Genomic DNA, 17,113 nt, shown 5'->3' on the forward strand with positions numbered 1-17,113 from the left:
ATCACCGACCTGCGGGGCGCCTCGCGCAGCTGTCGGCCCACGCTTTCGGCGAGGGCTCTCAGCCCTCGCCGAAGTGCTGCTCCCGATACACCCGCCACCGCTCCATCATCTGCGCGATCTCCCCGTCGACGAACTCGAAGAACGCCAGCGTCTCGGAGAGACGCCGACCGGCGGGCGTCTCCCGGCCCAGGCTCTCGACCCCCTCCCGCAGGGCGTACTCCCAGCGCTTGAGCACCGCTTCGCGGTTGGTCAACGCCTCGTACCACTGATTGCTGTGCACGCGATAGCGCTCACGGCGCGACCCGGGTTCCCGCTCGCGCGAGACCATGTGCTGCTGCGCGAGATAGCGCACCGCGCCGGACACCGCGGCCGGGCTGATCTGCAGCTGCTCGCCGAGCTCGGCGGAGGTCAGGGTGCCGGTGTCCGAGGCGAGCAGCGCCCCGAAGACGCGCGCCGGCATCCGCTGCATCCCGGCCTCGACGAGCTGCGCCGCGAAGCTCTCGACGAACTTCGAGACCGCTTCCGGGTCCCGCTCCGCCTTACCGGACCCCGCTGTCGTCTCCGTCATCCCTGGATCCTCTCCCCTGCTCGCGCGCCGTCCTCAAGTGTATCCGTCATTCATATGCTTCCTTAACTTCACAAATTTGTGAATGTAGCGTACGTTCTGAACCATGACGAAGGCAAACCCCGCCATTGAGGTATCCGGACTGCACAAGTCGTTCGGCAAGACGCACGCGCTGGACGGCCTCGACCTGGACGTCGAGACCGGTGAGGTGCACGGCTTCCTCGGCCCTAACGGCGCCGGGAAGTCCACCACCATCCGAGTCCTGCTGGGCCTGCTGCGCGCCGACTCCGGCGCGGCCCAGATGCTGGGCAGGGATCCCTGGGCGGACGCGGTGGAACTGCACCGCCGGGTCGCGTACGTCCCCGGCGACGTCACGCTGTGGCGCAACCTCTCCGGCGGCGAGGTCATCGACCTGTACGGGCGACTGCGCGGAGGGCTCGACAAGACGCGCCGGGCCGACCTGATCGAGCGGTTCGAACTCGACCCCACCAAAAAGGGACGCACGTACTCCAAGGGCAACCGCCAAAAGGTCGCCCTCGTCGCGGCCTTCGCCTCGGACGTCGACCTGCTGATCCTGGACGAGCCCACCTCGGGCCTCGACCCGCTGATGGAGGAGGTCTTCCAGCGGTGCGTCGAGGAGGAACGGGACCGCGGCCGCACGATCCTGCTGTCGAGTCACATCCTCAGCGAGGTGGAGGAGCTCTGCGACCGGGTCAGCATCATCCGCAAGGGCCGGACCGTCGAGAGCGGCTCGCTCGCCGACCTGCGCCACCTCACCCGCACGAGCGTCACCGCCGAACTCGCGGGCCCGCCCAACGGGTTGGCACACCTGCCCGGCGTCCACGGCCTCGACGTCCAGGGAAAGCGCGTGAAGCTCCAGGTCGACACGGACAAACTGGACGCCGTACTGCGGTCGCTGACCGACTCCGGCGTACGGTCGCTGACGTCGACGCCACCGACGCTGGAGGAGCTCTTCCTGCGGCACTACCAGGAGGATGTCCGCACGGAGGCGATGGCGCGATGACCGCCACGACCGTCGCGACCTATGCGGTACGAGCCGGCGGATCCCGTCAACTGGCCGGAACCGGCACGCTCCTGCGGTTCGCACTGCGCCGCGACCGTTTGATGATGCCGCTCTGGGTCGGCGTGATCGGCCTGCTGGTGATCTCCATGCCGAACTCGCTGAAGACCGTCTACGGCACCCCGGCCGAACGCGCCGACGTGGCCCGGCAGATGCTCACCAACAGCTCCCTGCGCGCCACGTACGGGCCGGTGTTCAGCGACTCGCTCGGCGGACTCACCGCCTGGCGCATCGGCGGCTACGCCGGAGTGTTCGCCGGGATCATGAGCCTGCTCATCGTCGTCCGCCACACCCGTGACGAGGAGGAGAGCGGGCGCCAGGAACTCATCTCCTCGGCGATGGTCGGACGCCGGGCGCCGCTGACCGCCGCGCTGCTGGCGGCGTTCGTCGCGAACGGCGTCCTCGCGCTGCTCGTCGCGGGTGGGCTCGCGGGGCAGGGCGGCGGCGGAGCACTGGCACTGGGACTCGCCGTCGCCGGTGTCGGGATGGTCTTCGCCACGATGGCGGCGATCGTCGCCCAGCTGACGGAGAGCGCGCGGCTCGCGAAGGGGCTGACGGGCGGGCTGCTCGGCGCCGCCTTCGTCCTGAAGGCGGCGGGCGACTCGGCGACGAACGACGGCTCGTCGCCCCTGACCTGGATCTCCCCGGTCGGCTGGCTGGAGGAGCTGAGGTCCTTCGCGGACGAACGCTGGTGGGTACTCCTGCTGTTCGTCGCCGCGGTCGCCGTGCAGGGCGCGGTCGCCTACGAACTCGCCGGGCGGCGCGACGTCGGCATGAGTTTCCTGCCGACGCGGCCGGGGCCCGCGGCGGGGCGCCTCGGTACGGCCGGGGCGCTGGCCTGGCGGTTGCAGCGGGGCGCCGTGCTCGGCTGGAGCCTCGGGTTCCTGGCCGCCGGGGCCGCGTTCGGCGGGATGACGAAGGGCGCATCGGACCTGGTCGGGAACAACGACAAGACCCGGGAGATCATCGAGCGGATGGGCGGGCAGGCCGGCATCACGGACGCGTTCCTCGCGACGATGGTGGGGATGCTGGGCATGGTCGCGGCGCTGTTCGTGGTGTCCTCCGTGCTGCGGCTGCACGGCGAGGAGACCTCACAGCGGGCCGAGCCGGTGCTGGCGAACGCGGTGGGGCGGCTGCGCTGGGCCGGTGGCCATCTCGTCATCGCCTTCGGCGGCGCGGTCCTCATCATGCTGCTCGGCGGGCTCGGCCTGGGCCTCGGCTACGGCGCCGGCATCGGGCCCGTCCTCGCCGCCTGCCTCGTCCAGGTCCCGGCCATCTGGACCCTGGGCGCCCTGGCCGTCCTCCTGCACGGGCTCTCCGCCCAGTGGGCGCTGGGGGCCTGGGCAGCAGCAGGCCTCGCCCTCCTCCTCGGCTGGATCGGTCCCGCCCTGAACGTCCCCCAAACCGTCATGGACCTCTCCCCCTTCGGCCACCTCCCGAAGCTGCCGGGCGGCGACATGGCCTGGACGCCGGTGCTCTTCCTCACGGGAATCGCGGTGGTGCTGACCGCGGCGGGGTTGGCGGGGTTGCGGCGGCGGGATCTGAGTACGTGAGGAGGACCGGGGTGCGGCTGGGGTGGGTAGGGGCGGGGGCTTGTCGCGCAGTTCCCCGCCCCCCTGACGGGGCTCGTCAGAGCGTCACCCGCAAGGCTTCCAAGCCCCGGATCACGAAGTTCGGCTTTCGGGTCGGCTCCTCGGAGAGGGTGAGTGTGGGGGCGTGGGTCAGCAAGGCGGCCATGGAGGAGGCCAGTTCGATGCGGGCCAGAGGCGCGCCGATGCAGTAGTGGATGCCCGCACTGAAGGAGATGTGGGGGTTGTCCTTGCGGGCGAGGTCCAGCTCCTCCGGGGCGGCGAAGACCGCGGGGTCGTGGTTGGCGGAGCCGAAGAGCATGGCGATCTCCGCGCCTCGGGGAATGGTCGTACCGTCGATCTCGATGTCGTCGAGGACCCAGCGCTCGAAGAGCTGAAGCGGCGTGTCATAACGCATCAGCTCCTCCACCGCCGTGGGAATCAGGGAGTGGTCCGCGCGGAGGGCGGCCAGCTGCTCGGGGTGGCGGAACAACGCCCACCAGCCGTTCACCGTGGAGTTGACCGTCGCCTCGTGCCCCGCGTTCAGCAGCAGCACGCACGTCGAGATCATCTCCTGCTCGGTGAGGCGGTCGCCCTCGTCGTACGCCGCGATGAGCCCCGAGATGAGGTCGTCCCCGGGCTCCTTGCGCCGGACCTCGATCAGCTCCCGCAGATACTCGGTGAACTCGACGGACGCCCGGACCGCCTTCGCCGCCGTCTCCCCCGACGGGTTCAGCTCGTACATCCCGCAGATGTCCGCGGACCACGGCCGCAACGGCGCCCGGTCCGACTCCGGAATACCCAGCATCTCGGCGATCACGGCCACCGGCAGCGGCTCCGCGACATCGGTCAGCAGATCGCCGCCGCCCGCCTCCACCAGTCCGGCGACCAGTTCACCCGCCAACCGGTCGACGTACGGCTTCAACTGCTCCACCGTGCGCGGCGTGAACGCCTTCGACACCAGCCGCCGGATGCGCGTGTGGTCCGGGGGCTCCAGGTCCAGCATCCCGTGGTCGTTGAGCACATGGAACGGCTCGTGCTCGGCCGGCGGCGCCGTCCGCCCGAAGTCCTCGTGCGTGAAACGGTGCTGATACGTCCTGCCCAGGCGTCGGTCCCGCAGCAGCGCCGACACATCCGCGTGATGCGGCACCAGCCACTGATGGGTGGGCTCGTAGTAGTGCACCCGGCCCCGCGCACGCAGCTCCTCGTACGCCGGGTACGGATCCGCCACGAACGCCGGGTCCCACGGGTTGAAGGCCTGCGGAGTCTCCAAAGCTGCCATGGACGGACGCTAGCCCGACGCACCCCCCTCTGAACAGGGGCATCTCGACGAGCAGCCCCCGCCCGGCCCACGGACCACACCCCTGATCACCTGGGCGTGACCAGCCGCGCCTCGTAGGCGAACACCGCCGCCTGCGTACGGTCCCGCAGGCCCAGCTTCACCAGGATGCGGCTCACATGGGTCTTGATCGTGGACTCGGCCACGACGAGACGCTCGGCGATCTCCGCGTTCGACAGGCCCTGGGCGATGAGGACCAGCACCTCCGTCTCCCGCTCGGTCAGATCCCCGTACGCCGCCTGCGCCGTGGCCGAGAGCCGGGGCGCGTCCGCCAGCTTGGAGAACTCGGTGATCAGCCGCTTGGTGACGGAAGGGGCGAGCAACGCCTCGCCGGCCGCCACCACCCTTACCCCATCGGCGAGTTGGCGCGCCGAGGCATCCTTGAGCAGGAAGCCGGAGGCTCCCGCGCGCAGCGCCTGGTACACATACTCGTCGAGGTCGAACGTCGTCAGGACCAGCACCTTCGCGGCGCCGTCCGCGGCGACGATCTCCCTGGTCGCCTCGATCCCGTTCATCTCCGGCATGCGGATGTCCATCAGCACGACGTCCGGGGCGAGCTCACGGACCCGCTCGACCGCGTCCCGGCCGTTGACCGCCTCCCCCACCACCTCGATGTCCGGCATCGCGCCCAGCAGCACGGAGAAGCCCTCGCGGACCATTACCTGGTCGTCGGCTATCAGGACGCGGATGGCGCCCCTGCCTGCACCGCCGGCGCCGCTGAGGTCGTTGGTGCCGCTGGTGCCGCTGGTGCCGCTGGTGCCGTCGGTGCCAGTGGTGCTGTCGGTTCCTTTGGAGTCACCGGTGGCCTTGGTGCCTTCCGTCATGCGGGCTCCTCGGCGGGGGGTACGGGCAGGAACACCGTCACCTCGTAGCCCCCGTCGTCCGTGCCGCCCGCCGTCATCTCGCCGTCCAGCATCGTGACCCGCTCGCGCATGCCGGTGATGCCGTGCCCCGCGCCGTGGGTGGACTTCGTCAGACTCGTCGCCGGCGTGGGGCCGTTGACTATCCGCAGGCCGAGCCCGCCGAGGACGTACCCGATCTCGACGCGGGCCGCCGCGCCCGGCGCGTGCCGGAGGCTGTTGCTGAGGGCCTCCTGGACTATGCGGTACGCCGACAGCTCTACGCCCTGCGGGAGTTCGCGTACTGCGCCGGTGACCGCCTTCTCCACCGTCAGGCCGGCGTCCCGCACATTGGCGAGGAGCGCGTCGAGGTCGGCGAGGGTGGGCTGGGGGGCGTCCGGAGCTTCGTAGTCCTCGGCCCTCACGACACCGAGGACGCGGCGCAGCTCGGTCAGCGCCGCGACCGCGTTCTCCCGGATCGTGACGAAGGCCTGCTCCAGCTCCGGCGGCGGGTTCTCCACCCGGTAAGGGGCGGCCTCCGCCTGGATGGCGACCACCGACATGTGGTGGGCGACCACGTCGTGCAGCTCGCGGGCGATCGTCGTGCGCTCTTCGAGGAGCGTGCGCTTGGAACGCTCCTGCGCCGTCTCCGACTGCTGGGCGGTGACCTCCTGCTCCGCCTCACGGCGTATGTGCAGGACGGTGACGACCAGGAGAGCGAGGGCTGAGACGAACAGCAGCGGCACCGTGTTGGTCCCGTAGTAGTGGCCCGAGCCGAGGGTTGTCTCGGCACCCATCCCGTATGCGGCGGTCAGCAGCCACATCCAGGCGGCGGTACGCGGCCTCGTCCTGAGCGCCACGACCGTCAGCACCGTCAGGTGGGCGACGAAGGTGCCGGGCAGCCACGGCCATTCGCTCCAGCTGGAGCCGAACACGGCGACGACCGGTGTCGCCGCGAGGGAGACCCAGAAGGCGCCGATCGGCCGGATCAGCGTCAGCAGGACCGGGATCAGCGCGAGGAAAGCGCACAGCAGCGTCCTGATACTGGCGTGGCCCTCTCCGTCACCGTCGGCCGTGGCGACGGCCATCGCCAGCAGTCCGGCCGCGGCGACCGCGGCGTGCGGGGTCCAGGCCGCGTACTCCCGTATCCCCTCGGGCAGGCGTCGGGTGAGCGGGCCGTCCACTCGCATCCGCGGCAGCGGGCGATAGGCGAAGGCGTCATGGAACAAGTCCTGCCGCAGCCCGCGCAGGGCGTCCGCGGCCAGCCGGAACTCCGGGCTGCGTGGCTTGGCCCCGCCCGGCGGCGTCATCTGCGTCTGGGTCGTCTCGGTCACGTTCAAAAAGGTATGCCGCGGTGGGGGGCGCGGTCGTCACCTGCGAGGAGGGTCCTTGTGGGTCCGTCTCAGGTACTACGGGTAGGGCCGGGGGTCCTTCGGCGGGGGTGGTCGGGCGCCGGTGGTCGTCCGGACTCGCCCTTCGCCGGGGGTGGTCGGGCGGCCGTGGTCGTCCGGACTCACCCTTCGCCGGGGGCGGGCCGGGCGGCCGTGGTCGTTCGCGCTCGCCCTTCGCCGGGGGGTGGGTCGGGGCCGTGCCGGTACATCCGCCCGTATCCGGACGGATCAACTGTGGGGTGCCTGGTGGGCGTCGGCTGTGGATCCGTCCGGATTCGGACATTCGATGTACCGGCACGGCCCCTTCCGTGGGTGGGCGAGTGCGGGTGCGTGGGGGGATGCGTCGGTGGCTGTGGGTGCGTGGCGCGTGCCGTGTGTGTCGGCGGTGGCGCGGGTCCCCTGCCTACGGTCAGTAGCCCGCGGGGCGGACCAGGCCGGACTCGTAGGCGAAGACCGCTGCCTGGGTGCGGTCGCGTAGGCCGAGTTTTACGAGGATTCGGCCTACGTGGGTCTTCACGGTCTGTTCGGCGACGACCAGGCGTTGGGCGATCTCCGCGTTCGACAGGCCCTGAGCGATGTGTGCGAGGACTTCCGTCTCCCGCTCGGTCAGCTCGCCCACGCGCTGTTTCAGGGGTGCGCGGGGCGTGGAGTCGAGGCGGGAAAACTCGGCGATGAGGCGGCGGGTGATGCCAGGCGCGAGCAGTGCGTCGCCCGCAGCGACCACCCGTACCGCCTCGGCGAGTTGGTCGGCGGACGCGTCCTTGAGCAGGAACCCGGAGGCACCGGCACGCAGGGCGTCGTACACGTACTCGTCGAGGTCGAAGGTGGTGAGCACCAGCACCCTGATCCGGGGTGTCTCGTCGGTGATGCGGCGGGTGGCCTCGATGCCGCCGAGTTCGGGCATGCGGATGTCCATCAGAACGACGTCCGGGGCGAGTTCGGAGACCTTGGCGATCGCGTCCAGGCCGTCGACCGCCTGACCGACCACCTCGATGTCGGGCTGGGTGTTGAGCAGCACGGTGAAGCCCTGCCGGACCATCTGCTGGTCGTCGGCGATCAGTACGCGAATGGTGCCGCTCGCGCTCGTCATGGGGTCTCTTCTCCTGTCGGACCTGTGGAGTTGTCGTCGGTGGAGCCGTCGTCGGTGGAGCCGTCGTCGGCGGGAGCGGCGCCGTTGCGGGGCAGAAAAGCCGCCACCGCGAAGCCGCCGCACGACGTCTCCGAGGTCACGAGGGTGCCACCGAGCATCGCCACCCGCTCGCGCATGCCGAGCAGACCGTGCCCGGCGCCAGGGGACGGCGGGGCGGGACGCTCGGGTCTGGAGTTGACGACCCGTACCTGAAGGCCGCGCGGGAAGTGCCAGAGTTCGACACGGACCGCGGAACCGGGCGCGTGCCGCAGGGCGTTGCTCAGCGCCTCCTGGATGATCCGGTACGCCGACAGCTCCACGCCGGGTGCGAGGGGGAGCTGCTCGCCGGAGATCTCCGTGGTCACGTCCAGCCCGGCGGCCCGGGTGTTCTCGACGAGGGCATCGAGACGGTCGAGCGTGGGCTGCGGGGAGTCCGGGGCGGCACCCGTGCCCGCACCGAGGCCGTACGGGTCGTCGGGGTTCTCCGAGCGCAGCACACCCAGGACGCGGCGCAGCTCGGTCAGCGCCTCCAGCGCGTTCTGCCGGATGCCTTCCAGGTTCTCCTTCAGCTCCTCGGTGGGGTTCTCGACGAGGTGCGGGGCGACCTGGGCCTGGATGGAGATGACCGACATGTGGTGGGCGACCACATCGTGCAGCTCGCGCGCGATACGGCTGCGCTCCTCCAGGAGCGTGCGGCGGGCCCGCTCCTCCTCGGTCAGCGAGGCCTGCTCGACCAGCTGCGTACGAGCCTCTCGGCGGCCTCGGAGGGCGGTGCCGAGAAGGACCACGGCGGCGAAGACGACGACCGCCGGCACTCCCGTCGAGCCGTAGGCCTGCGCGCCGATCAGGCCTTGCACGAAGTACGTGGCCAGGGCGGTCAAGGACAGCGCGCCGACGGCCACACGCGTGGGTACCCGTAGGGCGAGGAAGAACAGCACGAAGGCGTGCGCGATGATCGCGGGCGGGCTCCACGGCCAGTCCAGGTTGCCCCGGGGCGCGACCCCCACCGCCATGTGCGAGCGCGCGGCCAGGGCGGCTACGACGGTCGCGGCCAGTGAGAGCCACCAGGCCGGAACGGGCCGCCACAGCGCCAGGACGATCGCCACGCCCTGCGCGAGCCCGGTCACCGTGCCCAGGCCGAAGCCCAGGTGATAGCTGCTGTTCAGCGTGTCCGCGCCGGCGAGCCCGACCCCGAGGGCGATCCAGCACATCACGACGTGCGGCAGCCGGCGCAGCCAACGCGGCCGGGTCAGCGGCGGCAGCGGCGCGGCCGACGGGGAGGCGAGATCGCTCAGGACCGCGCGCACCAGAGCACTGACGCCCTGCGCCCGGGCCGGGCGGGTGGAAGGGCTCGAAGGGGTCGAAGGGGTCGAAGGGGTCGAAGGGGTGGGACGGCCCTCGGGGGGTGCGCCGCTGCCGGAGGCTTCCTGGTGGTCGCGCTTGCCCGTCATTTCCCGAGGGGTGGACTTGCGCATGGCTTCCTGACGGGGGGACTTGCGCAGTGCGGCCTGCGGCTCGGGATTGCCCGTGGCGTCCTGCCGCTCGGGATGGTCCCCAGCGTCCTGCGGATCGGCCTCGGGGCCGTGGGACATGGGAGGCGTGGGAGGCATGGAGGGCTCGCTGTTCGGGTCCCGGTGCTCCTCGCTGGTCACGTGGGCAACCCTAGGCACGAGGGGTCGCGTTCGCTCCGGCCGGGCCGAGGCTTCGGTGGACACGGACGACTCGGGACGGGCGGCCAGTGCGCCGGCGGGGACCCTGCTCGTAGGTGCGAAAAGCGGACCAGCAGATGGTGAGGACCAGGGCGAAGACGGGGAGCCAGGCCAGTCGGGCTGCCACCCAGCCCAGCCCGTCCGGGATGGTGTGCAGGCCGGGGAGACGGCCCGCGAGGAGACCGAGTGCGGTGACCGCCATCATCGAGGTCTGGTGCCACAGGAATATCGTCATCGCGGAGAGATTGACGAAAGCTGTCCCCGCCCAGACCAGCGGGCGCCGCATCACCCGGCGCAGCGGCTCGCGCAGCAGCAGGGCGAGGCCGCACTGGGACAGGCCGAAGGTGACCGCGGCCAGCGTCGGCGGGTTCAGATTGGAGACCGTCGCGCCGGGCACGCCGACCATCGAGGCCGGGTAGCCGGCCCACGCCACCAACGCCGCAGTCGCGGCCGCGCCGCCGGTCAACAGCGCCCAGCCCGCGCGCCGTCGATCCAGTTCACCGCGTGTCCAGGCCGCGCCCAGGGTGTACGGCACCAGCCAGCCCGCCGCCACGTTCACCCAGCCGAGCCAGGACGGGCCGCCGAGACCGAAGCGAATGAGGTCCACATGGAGAACGACGGCCAGCGGCCACAGCGGGTTGATACGCGTCACCAGGGGCGTCACCGCCGTCAGGACCGCGAAGACCACGAGGAACCAGAGCGGGGACAGCGCCAGCTTCACCAGGGTGTGGACGGTCGCGAAGTCCGCGCCCGACACGAGCAGGCAGGCCGTGGCGACCGTCCAGAGGGTCAGCACCGCCGCGACCGGTTTGAAGAGGCGGCTCAGCCGGGCGCGCAGCCACTGCCCGTACGTCGTCCCGCGCGCCCGCGCCGACGCGTAGCTCTTCGTCGCCACATGGCCGCCCACCAGGAAGAACACGGCGAGCGTCTGGAAAACCCAGGAGATCGGGGCCAGCCAGGGCATGTGCTGCAACGGGCTCGCCGTGCGCAGCGCGCCGCCGTCCGCGACCAGGGCCGTCACCAGCCAGTGGCCGAGGACGACGCCGAGGATCGCGAGGGCGCGCAGGGCGTCCACGGCGCGGTCCCGCTCCGCCGGGGTGACCTCGTCGATCCGGCGGGCTCCGTCCCGCAAGCCGTGAACCGCCGCACGCACACCGCCGCGTACTCCTGCCCGTATGGAAGGTGCGCCCACCCCTGTGCCGGGATCGGCGGCCCCTGCACCTTCCCGTCGGCGGGGCTCACGCAGACTCAACTCACGCACGGGTCACCTCCGAGGTGTCGCCGAGGACGATGCGGGCGAGGTTGTCCAGGGACACCGAGCCCGGTTTGAAGTAGTCGCTGTGGCCGCCGTCGCCCGCCGCGAAGACATGCGCGCCGAAGGCGGGGGACACGGGGTCGGTGCCGAAGCCGATGGTGGTGCCGAAGAGGTCGGCGCTCGCGTGCGGGACGTTCGCGACCCAGTCGTCGGCGCCCCGGGCCGCCCAGACGCGGGCGGACGTGTGCAGCGCCGCCGCGGAGTCGGCGCCGGTGCCCGGGCTGCCGAGGAGGGCGATGTCCTCCACGTCCAGGCCCTGCGCCGCGCGGCCGCAGACCACTGTGCCGTACGAGTGACACAGCAGGGACAGGTGCGCCGACCGGCCGACGACGCCACGCAGTTCGCGTATGAACCCCTTCAGGCGCGGGGCCGCCTCCTCTGCGCGGCCCGTCGTCATGACCGTGGTGCTCACGGTGCCCGGAGTCTCATAGCCGAGCCATGCGACGACGGCCGTGCCCGGGCCGAGGCGATCGTGCAGGGCGAGGGCGCCGGCGCGGAAACGGCCGTACGTCTCCAGAGTGGTGTCGGAGCCGGGGACCAGGACGGCCACGTGGTCGGCGTGGGCGAGGTCGCCGAAGATCTCGACGGCCTGGCCCGAGCCGCGGCCGTCGAAGGAGAGGAAGTGGCGGGAGGGATCGGCCATGGCGCGGTCGGCGGCGGCGCGGGTGCGATCGCCGTGGTCCGCGGCCATACCGGCCGCCTCCGCGGCGTTGGCACGATTGGCCGCGTACGCCTCGTCCAGCGTCGATGCCGTCACCGGAGTGAGGACCGCGGGCGCCGGGGCGGGGATCCGGGGCCGGGCGGCGGCGGACACGGGGACGACGACGGCCCCCATGACGAGCACGGCGAGCAGCGTGCGCCGCAGCCGCCGGACGACTCGGCCACCACGGCCACCACGGCCCGCCGATCCCACTCGCGCAGCCGTCGGCTCCCCTGCGCCCGACGGCTCCGGCCCCTCCGAAGCCGGCCCCTCCGGCCCCGGGTGCTCCCGCCCCAGCCGATCCGACGCGGGCGACGTCGAGTCAGTCGAGTCAGCGGATCGGTCCGCTCTTCCCTTCGCGCTCGGCTTCGCCCGGAATCCCACGGTGTCCTGTCCTTCCCTTCCAGTTCGCCCGCTCATCGGGCGTCTCTGGAGGGGAAGTTACGGACCGTGACGTGTCGTCGGCGTCCCGCTGGGGAGCTCACTTGAGAGGTAGCTCTCAAGTATTACGGGTATGACCGGGGCGCCTCACAGGAGAGACAACTCCCGCAGCCGACAGGCCAGTTGTACGTCACCAGGCCAGTTGGGCGATCTCCTCGGCCACCACGGCGCACGCGTCCGCCGCCGGATCGATCAGGGGGAAGTGGCCGACCTCCTCCAGGAGCGTCAGGCCGACCACCTCTCCCGCCTTGGCGGCGGCATCGGCGTACGACTCGGCGACCGCCTGCGGGACGACGATGTCGGTGCGGCCCTGTACAAGAGTGGTGGCGATGCCGGTGGGGAGAAGCCGCGCCGGGTCGGCGTAGGGCAGACGCTCCGCGAACCGCCCTTCTCCGCCGAGGAGTTGGCGAGCCGCACCGCCGCACACGTCGAGCTTCTCCGCGACCTGGAAGTCCGCGATCGGGGCGAGGGCGACGACACCGCGCAGGGGAGCGGGCCGGTCGGTGCGCCAGGGGGCGTCGGCGGGCAGGAGGTGACGGGCGGCTGCCCACAGGGCCAGGTGGCCACCCGCCGAGTGGCCCGTGACCACCGTGCGCCGGGGATCGGCCTGCGGGAGCCTCTCGCGTACAAGGGCGGGCAACGCGTCCAGCGCGGCCGCGATGTCGTCGAAGGTGTCCGGCCAGCGCCCCGCGATCGGACCCGCGGCGCCCTGCCCCTGAGCCGGGACCGGGACGCTGTTCGGCTCGGGGGCCGCGGCGCCCCGGCGGTACTCGACATTCGCCACGGCGAAGCCGCGGCGGGCCAGGAAGTCCGCGAACGGGGTGACGTGCCGACGGTCGTACGGCGCACGCCAGGCGCCGCCGTGCAGGACGACCACGAGGGGGGCGAGGACCGCGGGGTCCGGCTCGCGCGGGGCGTAGAAGTCGATCACCTGGTCGGGGTGGTCGCCGTACGACGCGGTGAGGTCGGGGTCCACGGGCGGGTGCGAGAAGGCTGACGCCTCTTCCGCGGCGTCACGCTGTAGGGCCGCCTCGTGCTCGGCGGCGGCGCGCTCTGCGGCGGCTCCGTCGGCGGCGTCGTCCCGGGCTGCGGCGTCGTCGTCCTGCATGCTCCAACCTCTCAGCGGTGAAACGGATTTGGCGGACCAGGGGAGAATGCGGCCGTTGGCGGGGACGGTATCAGGCCCGTGACGTGCGTCGACACGGGGTTGTCACGCTCGGTGAGGGTTAAACGGTCCTGTTGTTTCGTTACGCTGGCAGGTAGCGTCCGCAGGCCCGCAGAAGGAGGTCGTCATGTCCGCCGAGCCCGGCACGGTACGTCCCGGGGGGCGTACCGCCCGTGTCCGTACCGCCGTGTTGCGGGTCGCCGGGGATGTGCTCGCCGAGCAGGGGTTCGCGCATCTCGATCTGGCCGATGTGGCTCGGCGGGCCGAGGTGGGGAAGACGACGGTGTATCGACGGTGGGGGTCGGTGACGGGGCTGGTCGCCGACTTGCTCAGCGATATGGCCGAGCAGTCGCTTCCCCGTACGGAGACGGGGAGCGTGCTCGGGGATCTGCGTGCCAATGCCGCGCTGGTGCGGCGGACGCTGGCGGATCCTCGGCAGGGGGCGTTGTTTCGGGCGGTCATTGCTGCGGGGGCGTGCGACGTGCGTACGGCGGAGGCGTTGCGGAAGTTCTACGACGTGCGGGTTGCCGAGTGGGCGCCGTGTGTGGAGCAGGGGGTTGCTCGGGGGGAGTTGCCTGCGGGGACCGATCCCGCACTGGTCGTGCGGGCGGTGTCGGCGCCTCTCTACTACACCTTGCTCACCACTGGGGTGGCTCCCGACGACGCCGCGGCCGATCGGGCTGCCGAGGCCGCGGTTGCCGCTGCCGTGGCTGGGGTGTACGTGGTGACCCGCCGCGGTGATACGGGCGAGTAGGGTTTTCGCCCCCTCCGCCCCTACCCAACCCGTACCTGGGGCTCCGCCCCCGGACCCCCGCCAACGGCCTTGACGGCCCTCCAGGGCCGAAGGGATGAAGTGGGAGGCCGCACTGCCCACACACCCGCAGTCGCCAGACCACGGAAGGGGCCGTGCCGGTACATCACATGCCCCGTCGCTTACGCGGTTGCCAACAAGCAGGACCATGAAAGCCAACCGATCTGCCACCGGCGACGGGGCGGATGTACCGGCACGGCCCCGACCCGCCCACCGGCGGACACGCGGAACCACCCACCGGCAGAACCCGCCCCATCCACCGACCGCAGGCGCACCTACGCCGGCGCAGCCCCGACCCGCCCACCAGCCGTAGGTGCCCCTATGCCGGCACAGACCCGACCCACCCACCAGCCGTAGGCGCCCCTACGCCAGCACCTCCCCCAGCACCCGCGCCGCCCTCTCCACATCCCCGAACCCCACGTACAACGGCGTGAAACCGAAGCGCAGGACGTCGGGATGCCGGAAGTCGCCGACCACGCCCTGGTCGATCAGGCTCTTCATCACGGTGCCCGCTTCCGCGCAGCGCAGGGCGACCTGGCTGCCGCGTTCCGCGTGGGCGGACGGGGTCAGGGACTCCACCCGGCCCTCGGGGACGTACGCCGAGACGCACTCCAGGAAGAAGTCCGTGAGGGCGAGGGACTTGGCGCGGACGGAGTCGATCGAGACGCCGTCCCACACCTCCAGCGCCGCCTCCAGGGCCAGCATCGACAGGATGTCCGGCGTGCCGACCCGGCCGCGCAGCGCACCCGGAGCCGGGGCGTACGACGGGCTCATGCCGAACGGGTCCACGTGGGAGTTCCAGCCGGGCAGCGGGGAGTCGAAGCGGGACTGCAGGTCGCTGCATACGTACAAGTACGCCGGTGAACCAGGGCCGCCGTTCAGGTATTTGTACGTGCAGCCGACCGCCAGGTCGACCCCGTGCGCGTCCAGCCCGACCGGCAGGGCGCCCGCGCTGTGGCACAGGTCCCAGACCGCCAGCGCGCCCGCGTCATGGATCGCGGACGTGAGGGAAGGGAGGTCGTGCAACCTGCCCGTGCGGTAGTCGACGTGGTTCAGCAACACCGCCGCCGTACGGGGGCCCACCGCACCGGGGACCTCGGCCGGGTCGAGCGGCCGCAACTCGCACCCCGTCAGCCGCGCCGCCGACGCCGCGATATACCCGTCCGTCGGAAACGTCGTCGCGTCGACGACGATCTCATCGCGACCGTCCTCCGCCAGCCGCACCGCCCCGACCAGCGCCTTGAAGACGTTCACACTCGTGGAGTCACCGACCACGATCTGCCCGGCCGCCGCCCCGACCAGCGGAGCGATCAGGTCACCGATCCGCTCGGGCGCGGTCCACCAACCGCTCTCCTCCCAGGAGCGGATACGCAGCTCACCCCACTGCCGGCGCACGACGTCGTCGACCCGGCCGGGCACCCCCGCCGGCAGCGCGCCGAGCGAGTTCCCGTCCAGGTACACCACGTCGTCCAGCACGAACTGCGCACGCAGCCCCGCCAGTTCATCGGCCGAGTCCAGCTTCTCCGCCTTGAGGATCAGCTCAGACATGAGACCTCGCCGTCCACAGCTCGGGGAACACGTTCTTCTGCGCCCGCTTCTCCAGCCAGGCCACCCCGGCGGAGCCGCCCGTACCCGCCTTCGCGCCCATCGCGCGCCGGGTGGCGACCAGATGGTCGTTGCGCCAGCGCCACACCAGCTCGGCGACGTCCGTCAACGCCTCGCCGAGACGGGCGAGTTCGTCGTCCTCGGGGCCCGCGTACAGGGAGGTCCACGCCGCCTCCACCTCCCCCGAGGGCTCGTACCGACGCGAGACGTCCCGCTGAAGCACGGACGTCGGAATCGCGTGCCCGCGGCGCGCCAGCAGCCGCAGCACCTCGTCGTACAGGCTCGGCTCGTGCAGGGCCTTCTCCAGCTCGGCGTGCACGCGCGGCGCGCCCCGGTGCGGGACCAGCATGGAGGCGGACTTCTCGCCGAGCAGGAACTCCATGCGGCGGTACATGGCCGACTGGAAGCCGGAACCCTCGCCGAGGGCGGAGCGGTAGGAGTTGAACTGGGCGGGGGTGAGCTGCGAGAGCGGCCGCCACGACGCGTTCAGCGCCTCCAGCTCCCGTACGGACCGCTTCAGCGCGGCCACCGCGGTCGGGACGTCATCGGAGCGGAGCGCGTTCGCCGCCGTCTCCCACTCGTGGACGATGACCGTGAACCACAGCTCCATGACCTGGGTGGTCACCAGGAAGACCATCTCTCCGGGGTCGTCGGAGAGGGTGTGCTGGAGGTGGGTGAGCACATCCGCCTGTACGTAGTCCTCGTACGGGGTCGTGCCTTGGAAGTCGAGATGCGGGGTCTCGGGCTCCTGAGCCTCTGCGGGCTGAGCCGGATGGGACGACATCGCTGTCTCCTGATGCGTACTCCGGGTAGCGGTCCGCCCCTGCCGTTATCGACACGGGGGCCCCGGTCCCCACCGCGCATCCTCCACAATCGTCCCCCAAGTCCGCAAGGTCCGCCCGGTCACACCAGGCGGACCTGCACGCACACACGCGGAACCGGCGATCCGGCCGACCACCGAAACCCCCGAACCGGCCAACCAGCGGACCAGCGGACCAGCGGACAGGCGGACAGGCGGACCAACGGGCCGGCGGACTAGCCCAGCGTCTGCGCCGCCGTAGGCGAGGAGTCCTTCAGGAACTGGCTGCAGCGCTCGTACTCCTCCTGCTCACCGATCGCCTCCGCGGCGCGGGCGAGGGCGTGCAGGGCGCGCAGGAAACCGCGGTTCGGCTCGTGCTCCCAGGGCACCGGGCCGTGGCCCTTCCAGCCGTTGCGGCGCAGGGCGTCCAGGCCGCGGTGGTAGCCCGTACGGGCGTAGGCGTACGACTCGACGACGCTGCCACGCTCGTACGCGTCGTCGGCGAGCTGGGCCCAGGCGAGCGAGGAGGTGGGGTACTTGGCGGCGACGTCGGCGGGCGCCGTGCCATTCGCGAGGAGCTCACGCGGCTCCGGATCGTCGGGGAGGTGGGTCGGGGGCGGTCCCCCGAGGAGGTTCTCATGAATCGTCATGGGTTC

At 71.6% G+C, this 17,113-nt stretch carries 15 protein-coding genes; 3 read left to right on the forward strand and 12 right to left on the reverse strand.

Going from position 1 to position 17,113, the window contains the following annotated elements:
* Positions 1-58: 58 nt before the first annotated feature.
* Positions 59-568 (reverse strand): GbsR/MarR family transcriptional regulator, encoded by a 510-nt coding sequence (locus IEY95_RS27070; RefSeq protein WP_189188729.1) that lies wholly within the window; start codon positions 566-568, stop codon positions 59-61.
* A 103-nt stretch (positions 569-671) separates the two neighbouring features.
* On the opposite strand from IEY95_RS27070, the gene IEY95_RS27075 reads away from it, so the two are divergent.
* Both IEY95_RS27075 and IEY95_RS27080 read left to right on the forward strand, forming a co-directional pair.
* The gene (locus IEY95_RS27075) at positions 672-1,589 is read left to right on the forward strand and encodes an ABC transporter ATP-binding protein (protein WP_189188730.1); all 918 of its coding nucleotides are present in this window, start codon (positions 672-674) and stop codon (positions 1,587-1,589) included.
* Positions 1,586-3,199 (forward strand): ABC transporter permease, encoded by a 1,614-nt coding sequence (locus IEY95_RS27080; RefSeq protein ID WP_189188731.1) that lies wholly within the window; start codon positions 1,586-1,588, stop codon positions 3,197-3,199. Before IEY95_RS27075 ends, IEY95_RS27080 begins: the two co-directional genes overlap by 4 nt.
* Before the next feature lie 76 nt (positions 3,200-3,275).
* On the opposite strand, the gene IEY95_RS27085 is transcribed toward IEY95_RS27080, so the two are convergent.
* The 8 genes from IEY95_RS27085 to IEY95_RS27120 all read right to left on the reverse strand — a co-directional run bounded on the left by IEY95_RS27085 (position 3,276) and on the right by IEY95_RS27120 (position 13,185).
* Positions 3,276-4,496, reverse strand: a complete 1,221-nt coding sequence (locus IEY95_RS27085) for a cytochrome P450 (RefSeq protein ID WP_189188732.1) — start codon at positions 4,494-4,496, stop codon at positions 3,276-3,278.
* An 86-nt stretch (positions 4,497-4,582) separates the two neighbouring features.
* Positions 4,583-5,377, reverse strand: a complete 795-nt coding sequence (locus tag IEY95_RS27090; protein WP_268240514.1) for a response regulator — start codon at positions 5,375-5,377, stop codon at positions 4,583-4,585.
* Positions 5,374-6,726, reverse strand: a complete 1,353-nt coding sequence (locus IEY95_RS27095; protein ID WP_189188733.1) for a sensor histidine kinase — start codon at positions 6,724-6,726, stop codon at positions 5,374-5,376. Before IEY95_RS27095 ends, IEY95_RS27090 begins: the two co-directional genes overlap by 4 nt.
* A gap of 466 nt (positions 6,727-7,192) precedes the next feature.
* Positions 7,193-7,873: a response regulator gene (locus IEY95_RS27100; protein ID WP_189188734.1), complete on the reverse strand. Its 681-nt coding sequence runs from the start codon at positions 7,871-7,873 to the stop codon at positions 7,193-7,195.
* Positions 7,870-9,363 carry a sensor histidine kinase gene (locus IEY95_RS27105; protein ID WP_189188809.1) on the reverse strand — a complete coding sequence of 498 codons (1,494 nt, stop codon included), beginning with the start codon at positions 9,361-9,363 and terminating at the stop codon, positions 7,870-7,872. Before IEY95_RS27105 ends, IEY95_RS27100 begins: the two co-directional genes overlap by 4 nt.
* Positions 9,364-9,574: 211 nt before the next feature.
* The gene (locus IEY95_RS27110) at positions 9,575-10,798 is read right to left on the reverse strand and encodes an acyltransferase family protein (protein WP_373294556.1); all 1,224 of its coding nucleotides are present in this window, start codon (positions 10,796-10,798) and stop codon (positions 9,575-9,577) included.
* A gap of 76 nt (positions 10,799-10,874) precedes the next feature.
* Complete coding sequence (locus IEY95_RS27115) at positions 10,875-11,771, reverse strand: alpha/beta hydrolase (protein ID WP_189188811.1); 897 nt, start codon at positions 11,769-11,771, stop codon at positions 10,875-10,877.
* 436 nt (positions 11,772-12,207) lie between these two features.
* Positions 12,208-13,185 carry an alpha/beta hydrolase gene (locus tag IEY95_RS27120; protein ID WP_189188735.1) on the reverse strand — a complete coding sequence of 326 codons (978 nt, stop codon included), beginning with the start codon at positions 13,183-13,185 and terminating at the stop codon, positions 12,208-12,210.
* A 184-nt stretch (positions 13,186-13,369) separates the two neighbouring features.
* Here IEY95_RS27120 and IEY95_RS27125 point away from each other — a divergent pair, with 184 nt between their 5' ends.
* Positions 13,370-13,996, forward strand: a complete 627-nt coding sequence (locus IEY95_RS27125; protein WP_189188736.1) for a TetR/AcrR family transcriptional regulator — start codon at positions 13,370-13,372, stop codon at positions 13,994-13,996.
* 420 nt (positions 13,997-14,416) lie between these two features.
* Here IEY95_RS27125 and kynU read toward each other — a convergent pair whose 3' ends face one another.
* From kynU to IEY95_RS27140, 3 genes are all read right to left on the reverse strand, one after another.
* The gene (kynU, locus tag IEY95_RS27130; RefSeq protein ID WP_189188737.1) at positions 14,417-15,601 is read right to left on the reverse strand and encodes a kynureninase; all 1,185 of its coding nucleotides are present in this window, start codon (positions 15,599-15,601) and stop codon (positions 14,417-14,419) included.
* On the reverse strand, positions 15,594-16,442 hold the full coding sequence (locus tag IEY95_RS27135; protein WP_189188738.1) for a tryptophan 2,3-dioxygenase family protein: 849 nt from the start codon (positions 16,440-16,442) through the stop codon (positions 15,594-15,596). The genes kynU and IEY95_RS27135 overlap by 8 nt, the downstream gene beginning before the upstream one ends.
* A 251-nt stretch (positions 16,443-16,693) precedes the next feature.
* Positions 16,694-17,107 (reverse strand): DUF3151 domain-containing protein, encoded by a 414-nt coding sequence (locus IEY95_RS27140; protein WP_189188739.1) that lies wholly within the window; start codon positions 17,105-17,107, stop codon positions 16,694-16,696.
* Positions 17,108-17,113: the final 6 nt, after the last annotated feature.

Origin of the sequence: Streptomyces albiflavescens, from assembly GCF_014645835.1 — a bacterium.
GTDB classification, from domain to species: Bacteria; Actinomycetota; Actinomycetes; order Streptomycetales; family Streptomycetaceae; genus Streptomyces; species Streptomyces albiflavescens.

Excerpts from the sequence above, each read along its gene's own strand:
- IEY95_RS27085 (WP_189188732.1), bottom strand. The coding sequence starts at position 4,496 with ATGGCAGCTTTGGAGACTCCGCAGGCCTTCAACCCGTGGGACCCGGCG.
- IEY95_RS27100 (WP_189188734.1), bottom strand. The coding sequence starts at position 7,873 with ATGACGAGCGCGAGCGGCACCATTCGCGTACTGATCGCCGACGACCAG.
- IEY95_RS27120 (WP_189188735.1), bottom strand. The coding sequence starts at position 13,185 with ATGCAGGACGACGACGCCGCAGCCCGGGACGACGCCGCCGACGGAGCC.
- IEY95_RS27075 (WP_189188730.1), top strand. The coding sequence starts at position 672 with ATGACGAAGGCAAACCCCGCCATTGAGGTATCCGGACTGCACAAGTCG.
- IEY95_RS27125 (WP_189188736.1), top strand. The coding sequence starts at position 13,370 with ATGTCCGCCGAGCCCGGCACGGTACGTCCCGGGGGGCGTACCGCCCGT.
- kynU (WP_189188737.1), bottom strand. The coding sequence starts at position 15,601 with ATGTCTGAGCTGATCCTCAAGGCGGAGAAGCTGGACTCGGCCGATGAA.
- IEY95_RS27070 (WP_189188729.1), bottom strand. The coding sequence starts at position 568 with ATGACGGAGACGACAGCGGGGTCCGGTAAGGCGGAGCGGGACCCGGAA.
- IEY95_RS27090 (WP_268240514.1), bottom strand. The coding sequence starts at position 5,377 with ATGACGGAAGGCACCAAGGCCACCGGTGACTCCAAAGGAACCGACAGC.
- IEY95_RS27140 (WP_189188739.1), bottom strand. The coding sequence starts at position 17,107 with ATGACGATTCATGAGAACCTCCTCGGGGGACCGCCCCCGACCCACCTC.
- IEY95_RS27115 (WP_189188811.1), bottom strand. The coding sequence starts at position 11,771 with ATGGGGGCCGTCGTCGTCCCCGTGTCCGCCGCCGCCCGGCCCCGGATC.
- IEY95_RS27080 (WP_189188731.1), top strand. The coding sequence starts at position 1,586 with ATGACCGCCACGACCGTCGCGACCTATGCGGTACGAGCCGGCGGATCC.
- IEY95_RS27105 (WP_189188809.1), bottom strand. The coding sequence starts at position 9,363 with ATGACGGGCAAGCGCGACCACCAGGAAGCCTCCGGCAGCGGCGCACCC.
- IEY95_RS27135 (WP_189188738.1), bottom strand. The coding sequence starts at position 16,442 with ATGTCGTCCCATCCGGCTCAGCCCGCAGAGGCTCAGGAGCCCGAGACC.